Origin of the sequence: Rhizobium sp. BK008, assembly GCF_014197345.1 — a bacterium.
In the GTDB taxonomy this organism is placed as follows: domain Bacteria; phylum Pseudomonadota; class Alphaproteobacteria; order Rhizobiales; family Rhizobiaceae; genus Rhizobium; species Rhizobium anhuiense.
The window spans coordinates 28,150-43,086 of the sequence record NZ_JACIFK010000010.1; the positions used below are offsets into that span (position 1 = coordinate 28,150).

Genomic DNA, 14,937 nt, shown 5'->3' on the forward strand with positions numbered 1-14,937 from the left:
TCCATTTATTCGAATGTGGAAACGTTGCCATATCTGGGAGGAGCTTCATGAAGTCCGCACGGTTGAACCGACTTTTCGGCGTGTCTGGAAATTGTTTTGACGTTGCCATCGATCACGGCATGTTCAATGAACGGACGTTCCTCGCCGGCATCGAGAACATGAAGACGGCCATCGAGGTGATCGCGCAAGCCGCGCCCGACGCCATCCAGCTTCCGCCGGGAACGGCACCCATTCTGCAGGCGATCCCCGGCAAACATCGTCCGGCACTGGTGCTGCGCACCGATATCGCCAACATCTACGGCAATCCGCTGCCGTCCCAGCTGTTTTCCGAAATGATCGACAGGGCGGTGGAGCAGGGCGTTGCCTTGGACGCGGCCTGCGTCGTCGTCAATCTTTTGATGCTGCCGGACCAGCCGGAGGTCTACCGCGCCTGTGTGCGCAATGTGAACAGCCTGAAGCGCGAATGCGAGATCTACGGCATGCCGCTGATGGTCGAGCCGCTGGTCATGCAGGACAATTCCAAGGGCGCCTATATGGTCGACGGCGCGATCGACAAGATCCTGCCGCTTGTGCGCCAGGCGGCCGAACTCGGCGCCGATATCATCAAGGCCGACCCCTGCGACAATGTCGATGAATATCACCGCGTGGTCGAGATCGCTCAAGGCCTGCCGGTGCTGGTGCGCGGCGGCGGCCGGGTTTCGGATCAGGAAATCCTGGTCCGTACCAAGCAGTTGATGGAGCAGGGCGCCCGTGGCATCGTCTATGGCCGCAACGTCATTCAACACAACAATCCCGGCGGCATGACGCGGGCTTTGATGGCGATCGTCCATGACAAGGCTTCGGTCGAGCAAGCCTCGCTGCATATCGGCTGACGCGCGGCTGGGAGGAGATGTCATGACGAAAACATTCCGCTTCGGCGTCATCGGCTGCGGTCTGATGGGACGCGAATTCGCCAGTGCCGCGGCGCGCTGGCTGCACCTGGCTGATGTGAAGGCGCGACCGGAAATCGTCGCCGTCTGCGACACCAACACGACGCTGCTCGACTGGTTCAGGGATCATGTGCCGACTGTTCGCCAGTTCACCGCCGACTATAAGGAGCTTCTGGCCAATCCCGAGGTCGATGCGGTCTATTGCGCCGTCCCGCATGTGCTGCACCAGCAATTCTATATCGACGTTCTGAAGGCCGGAAAACATCTTCTCGGTGAAAAGCCCTTCGGCATGGATGCCGCTCAGAACCGGGAGATCATGGCGGTTCTAGCCGAGCATCCCGACCTCCTGGTCCGCTGCTCGTCGGAAATGCCGTTCTTCCCCGGTGCACAGAAGGTCATCGCGCTCGCAAAAAGCGGCGAGATGGGAGATATCCTCGAAGTCGAGGCGGGGTTCCTGCATTCTTCGGATATCGACCGGCAGAAGCCGATCAACTGGAAGCGGATGGCCGAGATCAACGGCGATTATGGCTGCATGGGTGATCTCGGCATGCATGTGCTGCACGTGCCGCTGCGTCTCGGCTGGCGCCCGACCACACTGCATGCGCAATTGGTCAAAAAGGTCACCGAACGTCCCGACGGCAAGGGCGGCATGCTGCCCTGCACCACCTGGGACAATGCCACGATCAGCAGCCGCGTGCGCACTGCAGATCAGGATTTTCCGATGGTGCTGAAAACCTGGCGCATCGCGCCCGGCGAATCCAACAGCTGGTACATCCGCGTTCTCGGCATGAAGAAGAGCGCATTCTTCAGCACGAAGTCGCCGCGCCAGTGGCAATGGATGGATTATAATGGCGGTGCGCAGGCCTGGAGCACCGAGGATCTCGGCTATGGCTCGCTGTTTCCAGCCATTACAGGCAAGATCTTCGAATTCGGTTTTGCCGACGCCATACAGCAGATGTGGGCGGCCTTTGTCGACGAGCTCGCCGGCGGCAATGCCAACGGTTTCGGCTGCGCGACGCCGGCGGAGGCGCAGGCGCATCATGCCGTCCTGACGGCTGCCCTCAAAGCCGGCCGCGAAGACGTCGTGGTGCCGGTCGAATATGACGGGGCGTCAGCCTGATGCAGCGCTCCGAGATCAACGCCGCGTTGCGGCGGGCAACCGAAACCCTCGAGCGCTGGCACTGGTCCCTGCCGGCATGGGGCTATTGGACGGCGGCGGATTTTGCCGCTCACCCGGCGGCATCGGCCTATTTGCGCGCCCATCAGCTGGGTTGGGACGTCACCGATTTCGGCTCGAACCGGTTTGCCGAATGCGGCCTCGTGCTGTTCTGCCTGCGCAATGGCATTGTTGATGTCGAGGGGGAGCGGACCTATGCCGAAAAGCTGCTCTTCGTTGGGGAAGACCAGGTCACGCCGACGCACCGGCATGCGGCGAAGATGGAAGACATCATCAATCGCGCCGGCGGCGATCTCGTCATCGAATTCGCCGCAACCGATACCGATGGCAATGTGCTGAAGGAGGATGTGACGGTTCCGGTCGACGGGCTGCCGCACCGGCTCGCCGCATGGGAGCCGCTGGTTCTCCAGCCCGGCCAGAGCGTGACGATCCGCACCGGGCTTTACCACCGCTTCTACGGCAGGAAAGGCGGCGGACCCGTCCTTGTCGGCGAGGTCAGCCAGGTCAACGACGACAACAGCGATAATGTCTTCCTGGAGCCGATCGGGCGCTTTGCCGCGATTGAGGAGGACGAGCCGCCGCTCAGACCCTTGTGGAACGAGGGAGCCAGCTGATGCGAAGCCGGGAGGAGGTTCAACATCGCGACAGTCGGAAGCAGGGCGGCATCGTCTGCGCGGGAAACTTCATCGTCGATCGCGTCCACACCCTGTCCTATTGGCCCGAACAGGGCAATCTTGCGCATATCCTGCACCAGGATCTGGGTGTGGGGGGCGGGGCGGCTAATGTCGTCACCGATCTGGCCTCGCTCGGATTTCCCGGACAGCTGGCAGCGGCCGGATGCATCGGCGCTGATCAGGACGGGGAGATCGTCAAGGCCCGCCTTACGACCGCCGGCGTCGATGTCGGTGGGTTGACGGCGCTGGCCGACCGCGTCACGGCGCATACGCATGTCATGAATGTGCCCGGTCAAAACCGCACCTTCTTCTATCATGGTGGCGCCAACGATGCGGTCACCGACAAACATGTCTCACCCGCGACCTTCGCTGAGGCCGGCTATCGGCTGTTCTATCTCGGCTATCTCATGCTGTTGCCGGGTCTCGACCGCATCGGCCCCGATGGCCGTTCGGGAGCATCGCGCCTGCTGGAGGCCGCGCGCCGCGCCGGGCTGACGACCTGCGTGGATTTCGTATCGAGCGAGGACCCGGAATTTGCAGCCAAGGTCGGCGTCGCTCTGCCCTTCTGCGATTACCTGATCATCAACGAGATGGAGGCGGGCCGGGCAACCGGCGTTGTCGTTCGCGATGCGAAGGGAGACTTGGTCGAGGCGGGGCTTTTGACAGCGGGCGAGCGCCTGCTTGCCGCCGGCGTCGCGAAGGGTGCGCTCATCCATGCGCCGGAAATCTGCTTCTGGTTTGCGCCTGGCGCTTCCCCGGTCATGACGCGGTCACGGCCCGTCGATCCCCATGATATCGTCAGCACGGTCGGCGCGGGAGACGCCTTCTGTGCCGCCGTGCTCTACGGCCTGCATGAGAACTGGCCTGTCGAGCATATCTGCGCCGTCGCCCATGCTGCGGCTGCGCGTTGCCTCGCGGGTGCGACGGCCACCGACGGCATCCCCGACATGTCTGTCCTCCTTCGCGAGGCGAAGGAGACGCACCCGCAATCCGCTTAGCCCATCGGCGTCGGCTCACGAGAGCGCGGCGCCGATCACCATCCAGTCAGAATGGAGGAGCAGAGATGAAGCTATTCGATATGGCAGCCGTGCACGGCACCTTTGCCGATTTGGCCGCGACCAGGGAGGCAGGGCGATGAGCTATACGGAAACGGGACGGCTCTCCGGCAAGGTGGCACTGGTCACGGGAGGCGCGAGCGGCATCGGCAAAGCGGTCTGCGAACGTTTCGCCGCCGAAGGCGCCAGGGTTGTCGTGGCGGATCTCGACGGTGAACGATGCGCACGGGTGGCGCAGGCGATCGGTCCTCATGCCTGGGGTGTGGCGCTTGACGTGACCAGCCAGGACAGCATCGAAGAAGCCGTTCGCTTCACTATATCAACCGCCGGTCAGATCGACATCCTGGTCAACGCCGCCGGAATTTACGACGTCGAGTCCATTCTGGACATATCCCGGGAACGGACCGCGAAGGTATTTCAGGTCAATATCGAAGGCGTGATCTTCATGACGCAGGCCGTTGCCCGGCACATGGTGGAGAGAGGGGGAGGTGGACGCATCATCAACTTCTCGTCCCAGGCTGGACGTCGTGGCGAAGGACCTGCCGTGGCCTACTGCGCTTCCAAGGCGGCGGTCATCAGCATCACGCAAAGCTGCGCTCTGGAACTGATCCGCTACGGGATCAATGTCAATGCCATCGCTCCCGGCGTCGTCGATACGCCGATGTGGGATGTCGTCGATGCAAAACTCGGCAGCCGCGAAGGTTTGAAACCCGGCGACGTCAAGCGCCGCGTGGCTGCCGCCGTTCCCGCCGGACGATTTGGCGCCCCCCAGGAACAAGCGGCCATGGCAGCCTTCCTGGCCGGCCCCGATGCAGCATACATCGTGGCGCAGTGCTACAATGTCGATGGCGGCAATGTCATGAGCTGACGCTTCGCTTCATCTGCAGCAATAGGCAATCGAACTTGGGGTTCTGGAGGAGTGGAATGAAGGCTGTACGCTTGGAGTCGATCGGGTCTTTGACCATGCGCAGTGTCGAAAAACCGGTCGCCGGGCCGGGCGAGCTGCTTGTCCGGGTCGCAGCCGCGGGCATCTGCGGTTCCGATCGCCACATGTACAAGGGCGAATATCCGACGGCGATCCCCGTCACGCTGGGCCACGAATTCTGCGGCATCGTCGAAGAGATCGGCGATGGTGTGACACGGTTTACCGGCGGCGAGTTGGTGACGGTCGACCCGAATATCGCCTGCGGCACCTGTCCGGCTTGCACGCGGGCGCGGCCGAACCTGTGCGAGCGCCTGACCGCCATCGGTGTGACACGGGATGGCGGCTTCGCCGAATATGTGGCAGTGCCGCACGCGCAGGCCTTCGTGCTGCCGACCGACCTCGATCCCGTTCACGGCGCCTTCAGCGAACCGCTGGCCTGTTGTCTCCACGCCATCGACAAGGCAGGGATCCGTCCTGGCGACAGCGTCGCCATCCTTGGCGGCGGCGTGATTGGCCTGCTCATGGTGCAGCTGGCCCGCCTGGCGGGGGCGAGCGAGATCATTTTGATCACGCGGCAGCAATCAAGACGCCAAACGGCTCTGCGCCTGGGGGCGACGCACGCCTTCGACCCGGCCTCTTCTGACACGATCGCGTCCGTTCGAGAGGTCACCAAAGGCGGCGCCGACGTGGTCATCGAATGCGCCGGCGTCAGCGACACGCTTCAAAGCGGTCTGAAAATGGCGCGGCGCGGTGGCGCCTTCGTGCTTTTCGGGGTGACGCCGGCGGGTGTCGAGGTGCCGGTTCTGCCCTTCGATCTGCTGATAAACGAAGTCGATATCAGGCCGGCCTACCTCAATCCCTTCACCCATTCGCGCGCTGCGGCAATGGTCGCCAGCGGAGTGTTGGAGCTGGATGCATTGGTCACCAGAACCATCGGCCTCGAGCAGGTCGCCGAGGTGGTGGGCAACGCGCCATTGCCCGGCGAGATCAAGGTCATCGTCCGGCCTTAGCCTCGAGACCCACCTGCTCAACTGCGGACGGGGCCGGTGGAATCGCGCTCGATCAGCGTGACCGGCACCTTTACGATCGCAGCCTGTCGGGATTCGTCCCCGGTCTGGTGCTCGTCGATCAGCGCTTCCAACAGGCGTGCTGCCTGCTGCCCGACATCGCGGATCGGCTGTGCAACCGTTGTCAGCCGCGGAAAGACGTAGGCTGCTTCCGGCAGGTCGTCGAAGCCGACGACCGAATAGTCGTTCGGAACCGAAAATCCGCGATCCTGGATAGCATGGATGGCGGCAATCGCTGAAACGTCGGTCGTGCCGATGATGGCGGTGATATCAGGCCGAGACGCCAGCAATTCTCGCGCCAGCCGGTAGGTCTCGGCAAAGCTGTGCTCTTCCGCCATTGCCACGACGGCAGGCGCGATGCCGTTTTTCGCCATTTCCGCGGTGATGCCTTGAAGGCGAAGCTGGATGGGCTGGCTGTGCGCCGGCGCGCCGACGATGGCGATCGCCCGGTGGCCGAGGCCGATCAGATGGCGCGCCATCAGCCGCCCGCCTTCCTCGTGATCGGCCATGACAGCGTCGTCGGCGATGCCGTTCAACTCGCGGTCAATGGCGATGATCGGAATGCGAGCGTCCCGCAGCACCCCGAAATGCTCTATGCTGCCGAAGGCGCTGGCGACGATGACGCCGTCGACGCGCTGAGCAAGCAGCATCGAGATATAACGCGCCTCGTGCTCCATATTTTCCGCCGTGCTGCAGATCAGCGTCTGATAGCCGTGCTGAAACAATTCCTGTTCGATGGCATGGGCCAGTATGCCGAAGAAGGGCACGTCGATCGACGGCAGCATCAGCCCGATCATCCGGCTTGGCGCACCGCGCAGCATGCGCGCACCCTTGCTGGGCGTGTAGTTCAGCGTCCGGATCGCCGCCTCGACGCGATCTCGGAGCTCAGGCGAGGCGTAACCGCTGTTGTTGATCACGCGCGAGACCGAAGAGACCGACGTTCCTGCAAGTTTGGCGATATGTCTGATGCTGGTCGTCACGTGCTCGTATTTCTTTCCGGCGGTCGAATGAACCGAACTGCTGAAGTTCACCTCCATTTGTCATCCACTAGATCACTAGCGGCACGCCGCATCAAGCGCGCGCCGCTCGCCATCCCATTGTCCTTCTCCGTTTCAAACGACACAAAGCAGGCATTGCGGGACGATGACTCAGCGAAGATATGTCAACGCGCTGAATATTTTGGCGATCACTTTCCCATTCTCGCGTCGTAGCTGCCCATGGACAGTTTTTTGCTCGTCGGAAAAATCGATAAGGTCGAAGAAAACACTTTCATTTCGTTCGATATTTCCAAGGAAGAAAACGTCCTTACGGACGACCGGTCCCTTGCGGGGAAACCAGTTTTCCAGGGCGCGGTCGGCGAGTGCCTGATACTCGGCAAAATAAAACAATCCTGCGCCGTTGAACTCCTGCGAAGCGCTGGGATCAAACTTAAAGGTTCGGAGCGCCCTGTGAGCGAGGACGGAAAACCCGAAATGCGCGCCCAACCGTCCATTCCGGATGTCCACAGCGTTCTGGGCCAGAGGACTGGGCTGGAAGCGCCGTCCCTGCCGCTCAGGCAACGTCACACGCGCGATCGAGTGATTGTTGTCTTTGATCGTTCTGTGAACGAAGGTCGAGATCAGTTCCACCGCGCCGACGCTTCGTCCGTGCAGAGACAACTCGTGTCGGGTCGACGTTCGGGTTCGCGAGACTGCGGACAGCTTCGAGTGGATCGTCAAAATGTCATTTGCCTGCACGATGGCGAAATGGGCATCCGTCAGGGACGTTGCACAGATCGCGGCATAGGCTTCCTCTCCATCGGCCGTTCTGAAATCCGCATTGTCGAGCCCGAGGTGACGGGCGAGCATCAGCCAGTGACGATGGCCGAGTTCCTTCATCAGCCAGGTCTCCGACAGCCCGTTTCCATTCAAATGCGGCATGCCGAGAAGCACATGCGGATCAAGGGCACGTTCCATCAAGTCGCGTGCCGAAGGTCCTGCGGGCGGAAAATCGAGAACGGCTGCGCTCATCATCAGGCGCTGACCGCTTGCTTGAGAGAGGATGCCTGTGCCGAAAGCCGAGCTGCGAGATGCCCGACCACATGTTCGGCATCCCTGCCGACGCCGAGGAACCGCCCGGAACCCCAGGTCCAGAGCCAGGGAAGTCCGAGCACGTAGACGCCATCGACGACGGTAACGCCGCGGCGGTGAACGGGGTAGGCGTTGCCGTCGAAGATCGGCAGGCCGACGAAGGACCAATCCGGACTGAAACCCGTGGCCCAGATGACCGAGGTGATCCCCTCCGCCTTCAGATCGAGTTCGACAATCTCCGCCTCAGGCTCCCAGACAGGGACATAGGGGGATCCAGCCGGAGCCTCGATGCCTTTTTCGGCGATATGCCGGTCAATCAGGGCATTGATGCCGTTATAGACACGGTCGGCGCCGTCGAGATTGGCCTTCAGGTTCGGCTCGAACAGCATCCGGCCGGCGGCGACGCCGGACATGCGGCCATAAAGCGCCATGCCCTCCAGGGCGAACTTGCGCAGATCGATATCGCGTCCGCCGTCGCGTCCTGTCAGGTAATGGTTGGTGTCGTGCTTCTTCTTCGTCATGCCATCATGTTCGACGGTGATGTCGTACTGGCCGATATCGGAAAGCCAGTCGACCACATCGCGACCGCGATAGAAACGGGCGCAACGCGGCGCGTTGCCGGTGACGAGATGCACCTTGCGGCCGGCAAGATACAGATCCTCGGCGATCTGGCAGCCGGACTGGCCGGAGCCGACCACGATGACGCCGCCCTCCGGCAGTTGGTCGGCATTGCGGTAGGCGGCGGTGTGGATCTGCATGATGTCCTCGGGCAGACGCTCGGCCGCACGCGGAATGGCCGGATCGGCATAGAGGCTGGTGGCGATCACCACGGCATCGGCTGTCACCGCGCCAGCTGAGGTCTCGAGCCGGAAGAGCCCGCCATGCTTTTCGAGCGACGTCACGCTGGTTTGCTCGAAGACCGGCGCGTCGACCTTCTTCACGAAGCGATCGACATAGGCGAGTATCTCGTCCTTGACCATAAAACCGTGCGGATCCGTGCCGTCATAGGGATGGTCCGGAAGCTGGCATTGCCAGTTCGGCGTCACCAGGCAGAAGGCGTCCCAGCGTTCGTTCTTCCATTTATGCGCAACGGTCTTCTTCTCGAAAACGACGTGATCAATGCCGTGCCTCTTCAGATAGTGAGAGGCCGAGAGCCCGGCCTGGCCGCCGCCGATGACAACCGCGCTGTAATGGCTCTTGAGGGATGGTGTGGTCATGGTGGGTCCTTTCAAAGGATGAAGCTTTCGCAGCGGACTTCGGCCTCTGCGTCGGTGAGATAGGGAGTGGCGGCCTGTTCGATGCGCGACAGCTGGCCGAGCGCCAATGCGCAGGGATAGCCGTATTTCGCCTTGACCCTGTCGCTGGCGATGGTCAGTGCCGTGCGGCTGCGATCGAGAAAGTCGGCCAGCGGATAGTTTTGGCCCTCGGCGAAATAGTCCTTGATCACCAGGGAGGGCGAGTAACAGGTCTCCTTGCGGCCATCCGGCCAGGCAATGACGAACCGCATTTCAGGCATGGTCGGCCTCCAGCAGCGTGTGATAGCGGGCAAGATGGGCTGTTGCTGTTTGGTGCCAGCCATGGCGGGCGGCAACCTCGAGACCACGGGGGATGATCTGCTCGCGGATCGGTGCGACCAGCGCCAGCGCCATGCCTTCGGCAATGGAGACCGGATGATGCGGATCGCACCAGATCGCATCGCCGGGACCCAGATATTCGGTGAAGGGCGCAATCGAGGATGTCACGACCGGAATACCGCTGGCCATGGCTTCCAGAACGACGAGGCCGAAGCCCTCTTTGAGCGAGGGGAACACCAGCGCATCCGCCAACCGGTAGAGGCTCGGCATGTCGGCATCCGCGATCGCACCGGTGATATGCACAGCTGCTGCGTCCCGACCGAGGCAGGCGAGGTGAGAACGGAACTCCTCCTGATAGTCGCCATGGTCCAGGAGAGAGGCGCCGCCGGCAATGACAAGCTGGGCATCCGGCCGGATGGCGCGGACCTGACGAAAGGCTTCGAGAATGCCGAGGGTGTTCTTTCGCGCCTCGATGCCGCCGACACTGAGGAAGATCGGTCCGCTTCCGAGCTGCAGCCTGTCGCGCAGAGCGACCTGCTCGCCGTTCCAGGCAGGCGAGAAGCGGTTGGTATCGACGCCATTGCCGACTATTGTCGCCTCGATGCCGCGATCCTCTCTGAGCTTGTCTCGCCAGAGGCGGCTGACGGCGAAGAAGATATCGGCCACATCGATCGCGCGATCCTGCAGAGCCATCAGGCGCGGATCGGCGAACTGGTCGATGTGGTGGACGGTGCGGGCAAAACTCGGGATCAGGCCCTCCAGCTTGAGGGTCGCCAGCGCATTGCCGGAAATGCCGTCATGGGCGTGGAACAGGTCGAAGCCATTGGCTCCGGTTTTCCGGAAATAGCCGACATAATCGGCGATCCGCTGCTCGACCATTTCCGTCATGTTCGGGGATGCCGGCGCCGCGGCAATGCAGGCGGTGCCGCAGGAGGGCTGACGAAAAAAGCCCGCCCCCTTGGCATCGGGCGCATGCAGGACCACCTCATGACCAAGCGAGGTCAGCGCTTCCGAAAGCTGCATGGCATGAACCACGCCGCCACGCGGGTTGGTGGAATGGGTCAGCATCGCAATGCGCAAGGTTCGGTGCGACGGAAGGTTCATGCGGCGGCATCCTGTCGACCGAGCTGCAGCAGCGGTGTCTCGGCATGATTGCGCACCACTGCGCGGGTCTCGCCATCGACCAGGGCGACCTCGGCACCAGCCACGACCGCGCCGATGACCGAGGCGCTGATGCCGCGCGCGGTGAAGCGGGTGACGACATCGGCCGCATGTTCCGGCGCGAGCGAGAGCAGATAGCCGAAGCTCGGAAAGGTGACGAGCCAGCGATCGAGAGCGACACCGGCCGGCAGGGGAATGGCGGCGACGTCGATATCGATGCCGACATGCGAACATTCGGCCAGCATGATGGCGGTGCCGATGATGCCGCCCTGGCTGATATCCTTCGCAGACAGCGCGAGCCCGGCCTCGGCGATCTCGGGCAGCAGCTCGAGGTCGCCGCGCAGGCGCGCCGGCGCGGCATCGGTGGCGGCCTCCCAGTTGTTGAAAGGTTCGCGGTAACGGCCGCGATGGTCGATCGCCGCAACCAGCACATCGCCCGGCCTTGCATCGAAGCTCGTCAGCAGTGTCTTGGCGCGACCGAGAATGGCGACCGACAATTGGCCGCGTTCGGTGCGGATATTGGTGTGGCCGCCGACGATCGGCACGCCAAAGGCGCTGGATGCCGCCCTCATGCCATCCAGAACGAGTGTCGCGCCAGCCTCGCCATCGGCCCAGACGGCATCAACCACGGCGATCGGCCGGCCGCCCATGGCAACGACGTCGGAGATATTGACCATGACGCCGCACCAGCCGGCAAACCAGGGGTCGGCGGCGACGAACTCGTTCATGAACCCTTCGATGGCAAAAAGCAGATGACCGTCGCCATCGGGCAGCGCGGCGCAATCGTCGCCGACGGCAATCTGCTGCCCCTGCAGGCCGAGCCTTGCGGCGATCGTGCCGATATCCTGCTTGGCGGCGATGCCGCCGCTCGTCGAGAGTTTGGCCGCCAGGGCCTTGATGTCGATCGCGACCATCTTCACGCCGCCTTTCTGGAAAGGGCGGTGAAGCCTGCCTCGGGTGTGACGCAAGGCGGATAATAGGCAAGGTCGGCCTTCATCCTCAGATGCGGCTTGCCATAGACCTCGAACTCCTCGATGACATCCCAGTGCAGCCTGCGAAACAGCAGGCCGTTCTGAACCTGCACATTGGCGAGGAACGTGTGGCATCCGATCGCATTGGCGGAGGACACGGCGAGCTTGATCAGCGTCGCCCCCAAGGCGCCGATCTTGCGAAAATCCGGATGGACCGCCAGTCTTGATCCCCACCAGATGCCGGGTTCGGCCTGATGGATGCGCACCGTTCCCACAAGTTGGTCGGCGGCAATGCCCAGCATGGAGAGAGCCACGATCGGGATGGCGTGATCGTCGATCGCGTCGCGGTCATCGCTTTCGAAGATCCGCTGTTCCTCGCAGAAGACGGCACGGCGCAGCGCATGCGCCTGGCTGCGCTCCCAGGCAGAGGTCGCGAATTTCACCTGGAATTCGCTCGAGCGATAGGGAGCAAAGGCTTCGAGCATCATTTGGTGAGCATCCTTTCATAGGTGGAAAGGGCAGAGCAGGCGCCGCATTTGCCGCAGCCGGCCTTGATGTCGACGGCCTTCAAGCCGCTGTCGACCAGCATCCTGGACAAGGGGCCGAGGATCGAGTGCATGAAGTCAGGCCTGGGCGCCGGGTGGCTTTCGAGCGGCGTGCCGGAAATCGGCACGAAGGGCACGACGAAGGGATAGACGCCAAGCGCAACCAGCTTTTCGCAGATATCCAGAATGGCCTCACGGCTGTCGCCGAGCCCCGCCAGGATATAGGTCGAGACCTGGCCGCGCCCGAAGACCTCCACCGCGGCCCTGAACGAGGCCATGTATTTGGCGATCGAGACCTGCGCCTTGCCCGGCATGATGCGGGCACGGACCTCCGGCGTCACGGCCTCCAGATGCATCCCGAGGGCATCGACGCCGGCCTCCTTCATGCGGGTGAACCAGATATCGTCCTCCGGCGGCTCGCATTGCGCCTGGATGGGAATATCGACGGCCGCCTTGATGGCGCGGGCGCTGTCGGCGAGGATCGCAGCGCCGCGGTCGTCGCCCTTCGGCGTGCCGGTGGTCATCACCATATGTTTGACGCCGTCCAGTTCGACGGCGGCCTTGGCGACTTCCGCGAGCTGCTCCGGCGTCTTGTGGGCGATGGTGCGGCCGGCTGCCAGCGATTGGCCGATGGCGCAGAACTGACAGGTCTTGCTGCGGCTCTGATAGCGGATGCAGGTCTGTAGCACGGTCGTGGCGAGCACGTCCTTGCCGTGCAGAACCGCGATCTGCGAATAGGGAATGCCGTCGGCGGTCGAGCGCTCGTAGAAGCGTGGGCGCAAGGGAAAGGAAACCTCACCCAGCACCCTGCCATCCCGGCTGATACGGCTGCGGCCCATATCATCCGGCTTTTCCACCAGATAGGGACTCTCGAATGCAGGTGCGGTGTGAACCGGCACCATCACCGTCATGCCGTCAATGGTCAGCGCCTTGTGGTCGGAAGGTCCGGCACCACCGCGGCGGCTTTCATGTCCGGCCTTGGGGTCAACGAGCCGGGCTCCGTAGGACTGCAATTCGTTGATCAGAATCTCGGTCGGCAGATGTGTCGTATTCTCCATCGGAAAGGGTCCTTGCTTCGGCTGTTGGGAGGGATGGCTGGGTGGTGGTGACCATCGGCGCGGTGGCGCGGCCGTCCATGACAAGATGCAGCAGCTCGGGCCGGGCATAATGGCCGACCGAATCCATCATCCGCTTGCGCTTCACGATCAGGCTCATGTCGAGATCGGCGATCAGGATGCCTTCGCCTTCCGTCAGCGGCGGCACGACGTGTTTGCCTTCGGGCGAGATGATTGCAGTCATGCAGCCGCCGCGCAGGGCCTTCTGCAGGCCCGCGTCGGGAGCAATGGAAGCGATCTGCTCGTCGGTCAGCCAGCCCGTGGCATTGACCACGAAGCAGCCGCTTTCCAGCGCGTGGTGGCGGATGGTGACTTCCATCTGGTCGGCAAAAATCGGCCCGACCATCGAGCCCGGAAACTGGGCGATATGGATGTCCTCGTGCTGCGCCATCAGGGCGTAGCGGGCCAGAGGGTTGTAGTGCTCCCAGCAGGCCAGCGCGCCAAGGCGTCCGACGGCGCTGTCGACCACCTTCAGGCCGGAGGCGTCGCCCTGGCCCCAGATCATCCGCTCGTGAAAAGTCGGGGTGATCTTGCGACGCTTGAGGAGGAGTGTGCCATCGGCATCAAACAGCAGCTGGGCATTATAGAGCGATCCGTGGTCGCGCTCGTTGACGCCAAGCGCTACGACGATGCCATGCTCGCGGGCGGCTGCCGAGACGGCATCGGTGGCGGCACTCGGCACCGTGACGGCTTCCTCGTAAAGTCGCACATGCTCCTTGCCGGAGAGAACGGGAGGCAGCACGAAAGAAAAATAGGGGTACCAGGGGACGAAGGTTTCGGGAAAGACGATCAGCTCGGCGGCTTTGGTCGCGGCTTCACGAATTGCATCCAGCACGCGGGCCAAGGTTTTCTCGCGCGAGGTCAGATCCGGCGCGATCTGCGCGGCGGCAACCCGGACGCTCATTTTTTTCTCCATGACGAAATCCTCGATTGACGGGCGGGTAGGCGGAGCGCCAGGACTCCGCCCCTATTCTTTGGGGCGGTTGCTGCTCAGAGCGTCCAGGTGTCGAGGATGAAGGCGCCGTCGCGGCGATGGATCAGGATCAAGTCGAGAACGTCGAGCGGACTGATCGGCGTGATGCCGGGGATCAATGCGCCTTCGCCATGGCCGTAAAGCGCCTGAAGGGCAAAACGGCACGCATAGACCTTGCCACCTTCTTCCATGAACTTGACGATCTGGTTGTTGAAATTCAGATGGCCGGGAAAGGCCTCCGCGCCGAGCGTCGGAAAACCGCGCTGGACGCCGAGCGTGACGCCCGGGCCGTAGAGAAGGACCGAGGTCTCGAACCCCTTCCGCTTCAGGCGCGTCGCCTGCAGCAGGTTGACGAATCCGATCGATCCTTCGAACGCCACGGTATGGAAGGTGACGAGGGCTTTTTCCCCTTCGCCGGCCTGTACGTCCTCAAAAACCTTTTCCTCGTAATTGACAAGAAAGTCGCCTTTTTGATTGGCGGGCTTGGTCACTGCGGGCATGGATGGCTCCTTGGTTTGAAATCCGATCCCCATCCGGGGAGCATCCATCCAATTGCAAGCCACATGCCAGATTGATTATGCATAAATAGCAATCAAATTGACAAATAATACATTCAATTATGCTATCAATTTTGAAGGAGAGAGTTTTAAAGCCGATTTTATAGGCGATCGAGTGCAAAAATCGAATGCACGAAAGCTCAAA

Annotated in this window: 16 protein-coding genes; 6 read left to right on the forward strand and 10 right to left on the reverse strand. The window is 62.4% G+C overall.

Annotated features, from left to right (window positions below; translation table 11 throughout):
* Positions 1-47 precede the first annotated feature (47 nt).
* The 6 genes from FHT69_RS29415 (at position 48) to FHT69_RS29440 (ending at position 5,770) form a co-directional block, all read left to right on the forward strand.
* Complete coding sequence (locus tag FHT69_RS29415; RefSeq protein WP_063476321.1) at positions 48-872, forward strand: class I fructose-bisphosphate aldolase; 825 nt, start codon at positions 48-50, stop codon at positions 870-872.
* A 22-nt stretch (positions 873-894) separates the two neighbouring features.
* Positions 895-2,049: a Gfo/Idh/MocA family protein gene (locus FHT69_RS29420; RefSeq protein ID WP_183904541.1), complete on the forward strand. Its 1,155-nt coding sequence runs from the start codon at positions 895-897 to the stop codon at positions 2,047-2,049.
* Positions 2,049-2,720, forward strand: coding sequence for a D-lyxose/D-mannose family sugar isomerase (locus FHT69_RS29425; RefSeq protein WP_132575755.1), 672 nt, complete (start codon positions 2,049-2,051; stop codon positions 2,718-2,720). Before FHT69_RS29420 ends, FHT69_RS29425 begins: the two co-directional genes overlap by 1 nt.
* Positions 2,720-3,778: a carbohydrate kinase family protein gene (locus tag FHT69_RS29430; protein ID WP_183904540.1), complete on the forward strand. Its 1,059-nt coding sequence runs from the start codon at positions 2,720-2,722 to the stop codon at positions 3,776-3,778. Before FHT69_RS29425 ends, FHT69_RS29430 begins: the two co-directional genes overlap by 1 nt.
* Before the next feature lie 136 nt (positions 3,779-3,914).
* Positions 3,915-4,703: an L-iditol 2-dehydrogenase gene (locus tag FHT69_RS29435; protein WP_132575751.1), complete on the forward strand. Its 789-nt coding sequence runs from the start codon at positions 3,915-3,917 to the stop codon at positions 4,701-4,703.
* Between the two features lie 56 nt (positions 4,704-4,759).
* The gene (locus FHT69_RS29440; RefSeq protein WP_063476326.1) at positions 4,760-5,770 is read left to right on the forward strand and encodes a zinc-dependent alcohol dehydrogenase family protein; all 1,011 of its coding nucleotides are present in this window, start codon (positions 4,760-4,762) and stop codon (positions 5,768-5,770) included.
* A gap of 17 nt (positions 5,771-5,787) precedes the next feature.
* On the opposite strand, the gene FHT69_RS29445 is transcribed toward FHT69_RS29440, so the two are convergent.
* The 10 genes from FHT69_RS29445 to FHT69_RS29490 all read right to left on the reverse strand — a co-directional run bounded on the left by FHT69_RS29445 (position 5,788) and on the right by FHT69_RS29490 (position 14,735).
* Positions 5,788-6,807, reverse strand: coding sequence for a LacI family DNA-binding transcriptional regulator (locus FHT69_RS29445; protein ID WP_183904555.1), 1,020 nt, complete (start codon positions 6,805-6,807; stop codon positions 5,788-5,790).
* A gap of 168 nt (positions 6,808-6,975) precedes the next feature.
* The gene (locus FHT69_RS29450; protein ID WP_183906375.1) at positions 6,976-7,836 is read right to left on the reverse strand and encodes a Pnap_2097 family protein; all 861 of its coding nucleotides are present in this window, start codon (positions 7,834-7,836) and stop codon (positions 6,976-6,978) included.
* 2 nt (positions 7,837-7,838) lie between these two features.
* Complete coding sequence (locus FHT69_RS29455) at positions 7,839-9,113, reverse strand: MSMEG_0569 family flavin-dependent oxidoreductase (RefSeq protein ID WP_097596004.1); 1,275 nt, start codon at positions 9,111-9,113, stop codon at positions 7,839-7,841.
* A gap of 11 nt (positions 9,114-9,124) precedes the next feature.
* Complete coding sequence (locus FHT69_RS29460; protein WP_028757314.1) at positions 9,125-9,412, reverse strand: MSMEG_0570 family nitrogen starvation response protein; 288 nt, start codon at positions 9,410-9,412, stop codon at positions 9,125-9,127.
* Entirely contained in the window at positions 9,405-10,574 is a 1,170-nt protein-coding gene (locus FHT69_RS29465) for an MSMEG_0565 family glycosyltransferase (protein WP_028757315.1), read from the reverse strand. Before FHT69_RS29465 ends, FHT69_RS29460 begins: the two co-directional genes overlap by 8 nt.
* On the reverse strand, positions 10,571-11,545 hold the full coding sequence (locus FHT69_RS29470) for a sll0787 family AIR synthase-like protein (RefSeq protein ID WP_183906376.1): 975 nt from the start codon (positions 11,543-11,545) through the stop codon (positions 10,571-10,573). Before FHT69_RS29470 ends, FHT69_RS29465 begins: the two co-directional genes overlap by 4 nt.
* Before the next feature lie 2 nt (positions 11,546-11,547).
* The gene (locus FHT69_RS29475; RefSeq protein WP_097544524.1) at positions 11,548-12,090 is read right to left on the reverse strand and encodes an MSMEG_0567/Sll0786 family nitrogen starvation N-acetyltransferase; all 543 of its coding nucleotides are present in this window, start codon (positions 12,088-12,090) and stop codon (positions 11,548-11,550) included.
* Positions 12,087-13,205 (reverse strand): MSMEG_0568 family radical SAM protein, encoded by a 1,119-nt coding sequence (locus FHT69_RS29480; RefSeq protein WP_097544525.1) that lies wholly within the window; start codon positions 13,203-13,205, stop codon positions 12,087-12,089. Before FHT69_RS29480 ends, FHT69_RS29475 begins: the two co-directional genes overlap by 4 nt.
* A complete protein-coding gene (locus FHT69_RS29485; protein WP_097544526.1) occupies positions 13,132-14,178 on the reverse strand; it encodes a Nit6803 family nitrilase in 1,047 nt (348 codons plus the stop codon). The genes FHT69_RS29480 and FHT69_RS29485 overlap by 74 nt, the downstream gene beginning before the upstream one ends.
* Positions 14,179-14,252: 74 nt before the next feature.
* Positions 14,253-14,735: an MSMEG_0572/Sll0783 family nitrogen starvation response protein gene (locus tag FHT69_RS29490; protein ID WP_003521909.1), complete on the reverse strand. Its 483-nt coding sequence runs from the start codon at positions 14,733-14,735 to the stop codon at positions 14,253-14,255.
* Positions 14,736-14,937 lie beyond the last annotated feature (202 nt).

What these genes read in the sequence shown, in the direction of transcription:
- FHT69_RS29470 (WP_183906376.1), bottom strand. Translation starts at nt 11,545, where the DNA reads ATGGTCGCGATCGACATCAAGGCCCTGGCGGCCAAACTCTCGACGAGC.
- FHT69_RS29465 (WP_028757315.1), bottom strand. Translation starts at nt 10,574, where the DNA reads ATGAACCTTCCGTCGCACCGAACCTTGCGCATTGCGATGCTGACCCAT.
- FHT69_RS29415 (WP_063476321.1), top strand. Translation starts at nt 48, where the DNA reads ATGAAGTCCGCACGGTTGAACCGACTTTTCGGCGTGTCTGGAAATTGT.
- FHT69_RS29435 (WP_132575751.1), top strand. Translation starts at nt 3,915, where the DNA reads ATGAGCTATACGGAAACGGGACGGCTCTCCGGCAAGGTGGCACTGGTC.
- FHT69_RS29455 (WP_097596004.1), bottom strand. Translation starts at nt 9,113, where the DNA reads ATGACCACACCATCCCTCAAGAGCCATTACAGCGCGGTTGTCATCGGC.
- FHT69_RS29440 (WP_063476326.1), top strand. Translation starts at nt 4,760, where the DNA reads ATGAAGGCTGTACGCTTGGAGTCGATCGGGTCTTTGACCATGCGCAGT.
- FHT69_RS29485 (WP_097544526.1), bottom strand. Translation starts at nt 14,178, where the DNA reads ATGGAGAAAAAAATGAGCGTCCGGGTTGCCGCCGCGCAGATCGCGCCG.
- FHT69_RS29475 (WP_097544524.1), bottom strand. Translation starts at nt 12,090, where the DNA reads ATGATGCTCGAAGCCTTTGCTCCCTATCGCTCGAGCGAATTCCAGGTG.
- FHT69_RS29460 (WP_028757314.1), bottom strand. Translation starts at nt 9,412, where the DNA reads ATGCCTGAAATGCGGTTCGTCATTGCCTGGCCGGATGGCCGCAAGGAG.
- FHT69_RS29420 (WP_183904541.1), top strand. Translation starts at nt 895, where the DNA reads ATGACGAAAACATTCCGCTTCGGCGTCATCGGCTGCGGTCTGATGGGA.
- FHT69_RS29425 (WP_132575755.1), top strand. Translation starts at nt 2,049, where the DNA reads ATGCAGCGCTCCGAGATCAACGCCGCGTTGCGGCGGGCAACCGAAACC.
- FHT69_RS29450 (WP_183906375.1), bottom strand. Translation starts at nt 7,836, where the DNA reads ATGAGCGCAGCCGTTCTCGATTTTCCGCCCGCAGGACCTTCGGCACGC.
- FHT69_RS29430 (WP_183904540.1), top strand. Translation starts at nt 2,720, where the DNA reads ATGCGAAGCCGGGAGGAGGTTCAACATCGCGACAGTCGGAAGCAGGGC.
- FHT69_RS29480 (WP_097544525.1), bottom strand. Translation starts at nt 13,205, where the DNA reads ATGGAGAATACGACACATCTGCCGACCGAGATTCTGATCAACGAATTG.
- FHT69_RS29490 (WP_003521909.1), bottom strand. Translation starts at nt 14,735, where the DNA reads ATGCCCGCAGTGACCAAGCCCGCCAATCAAAAAGGCGACTTTCTTGTC.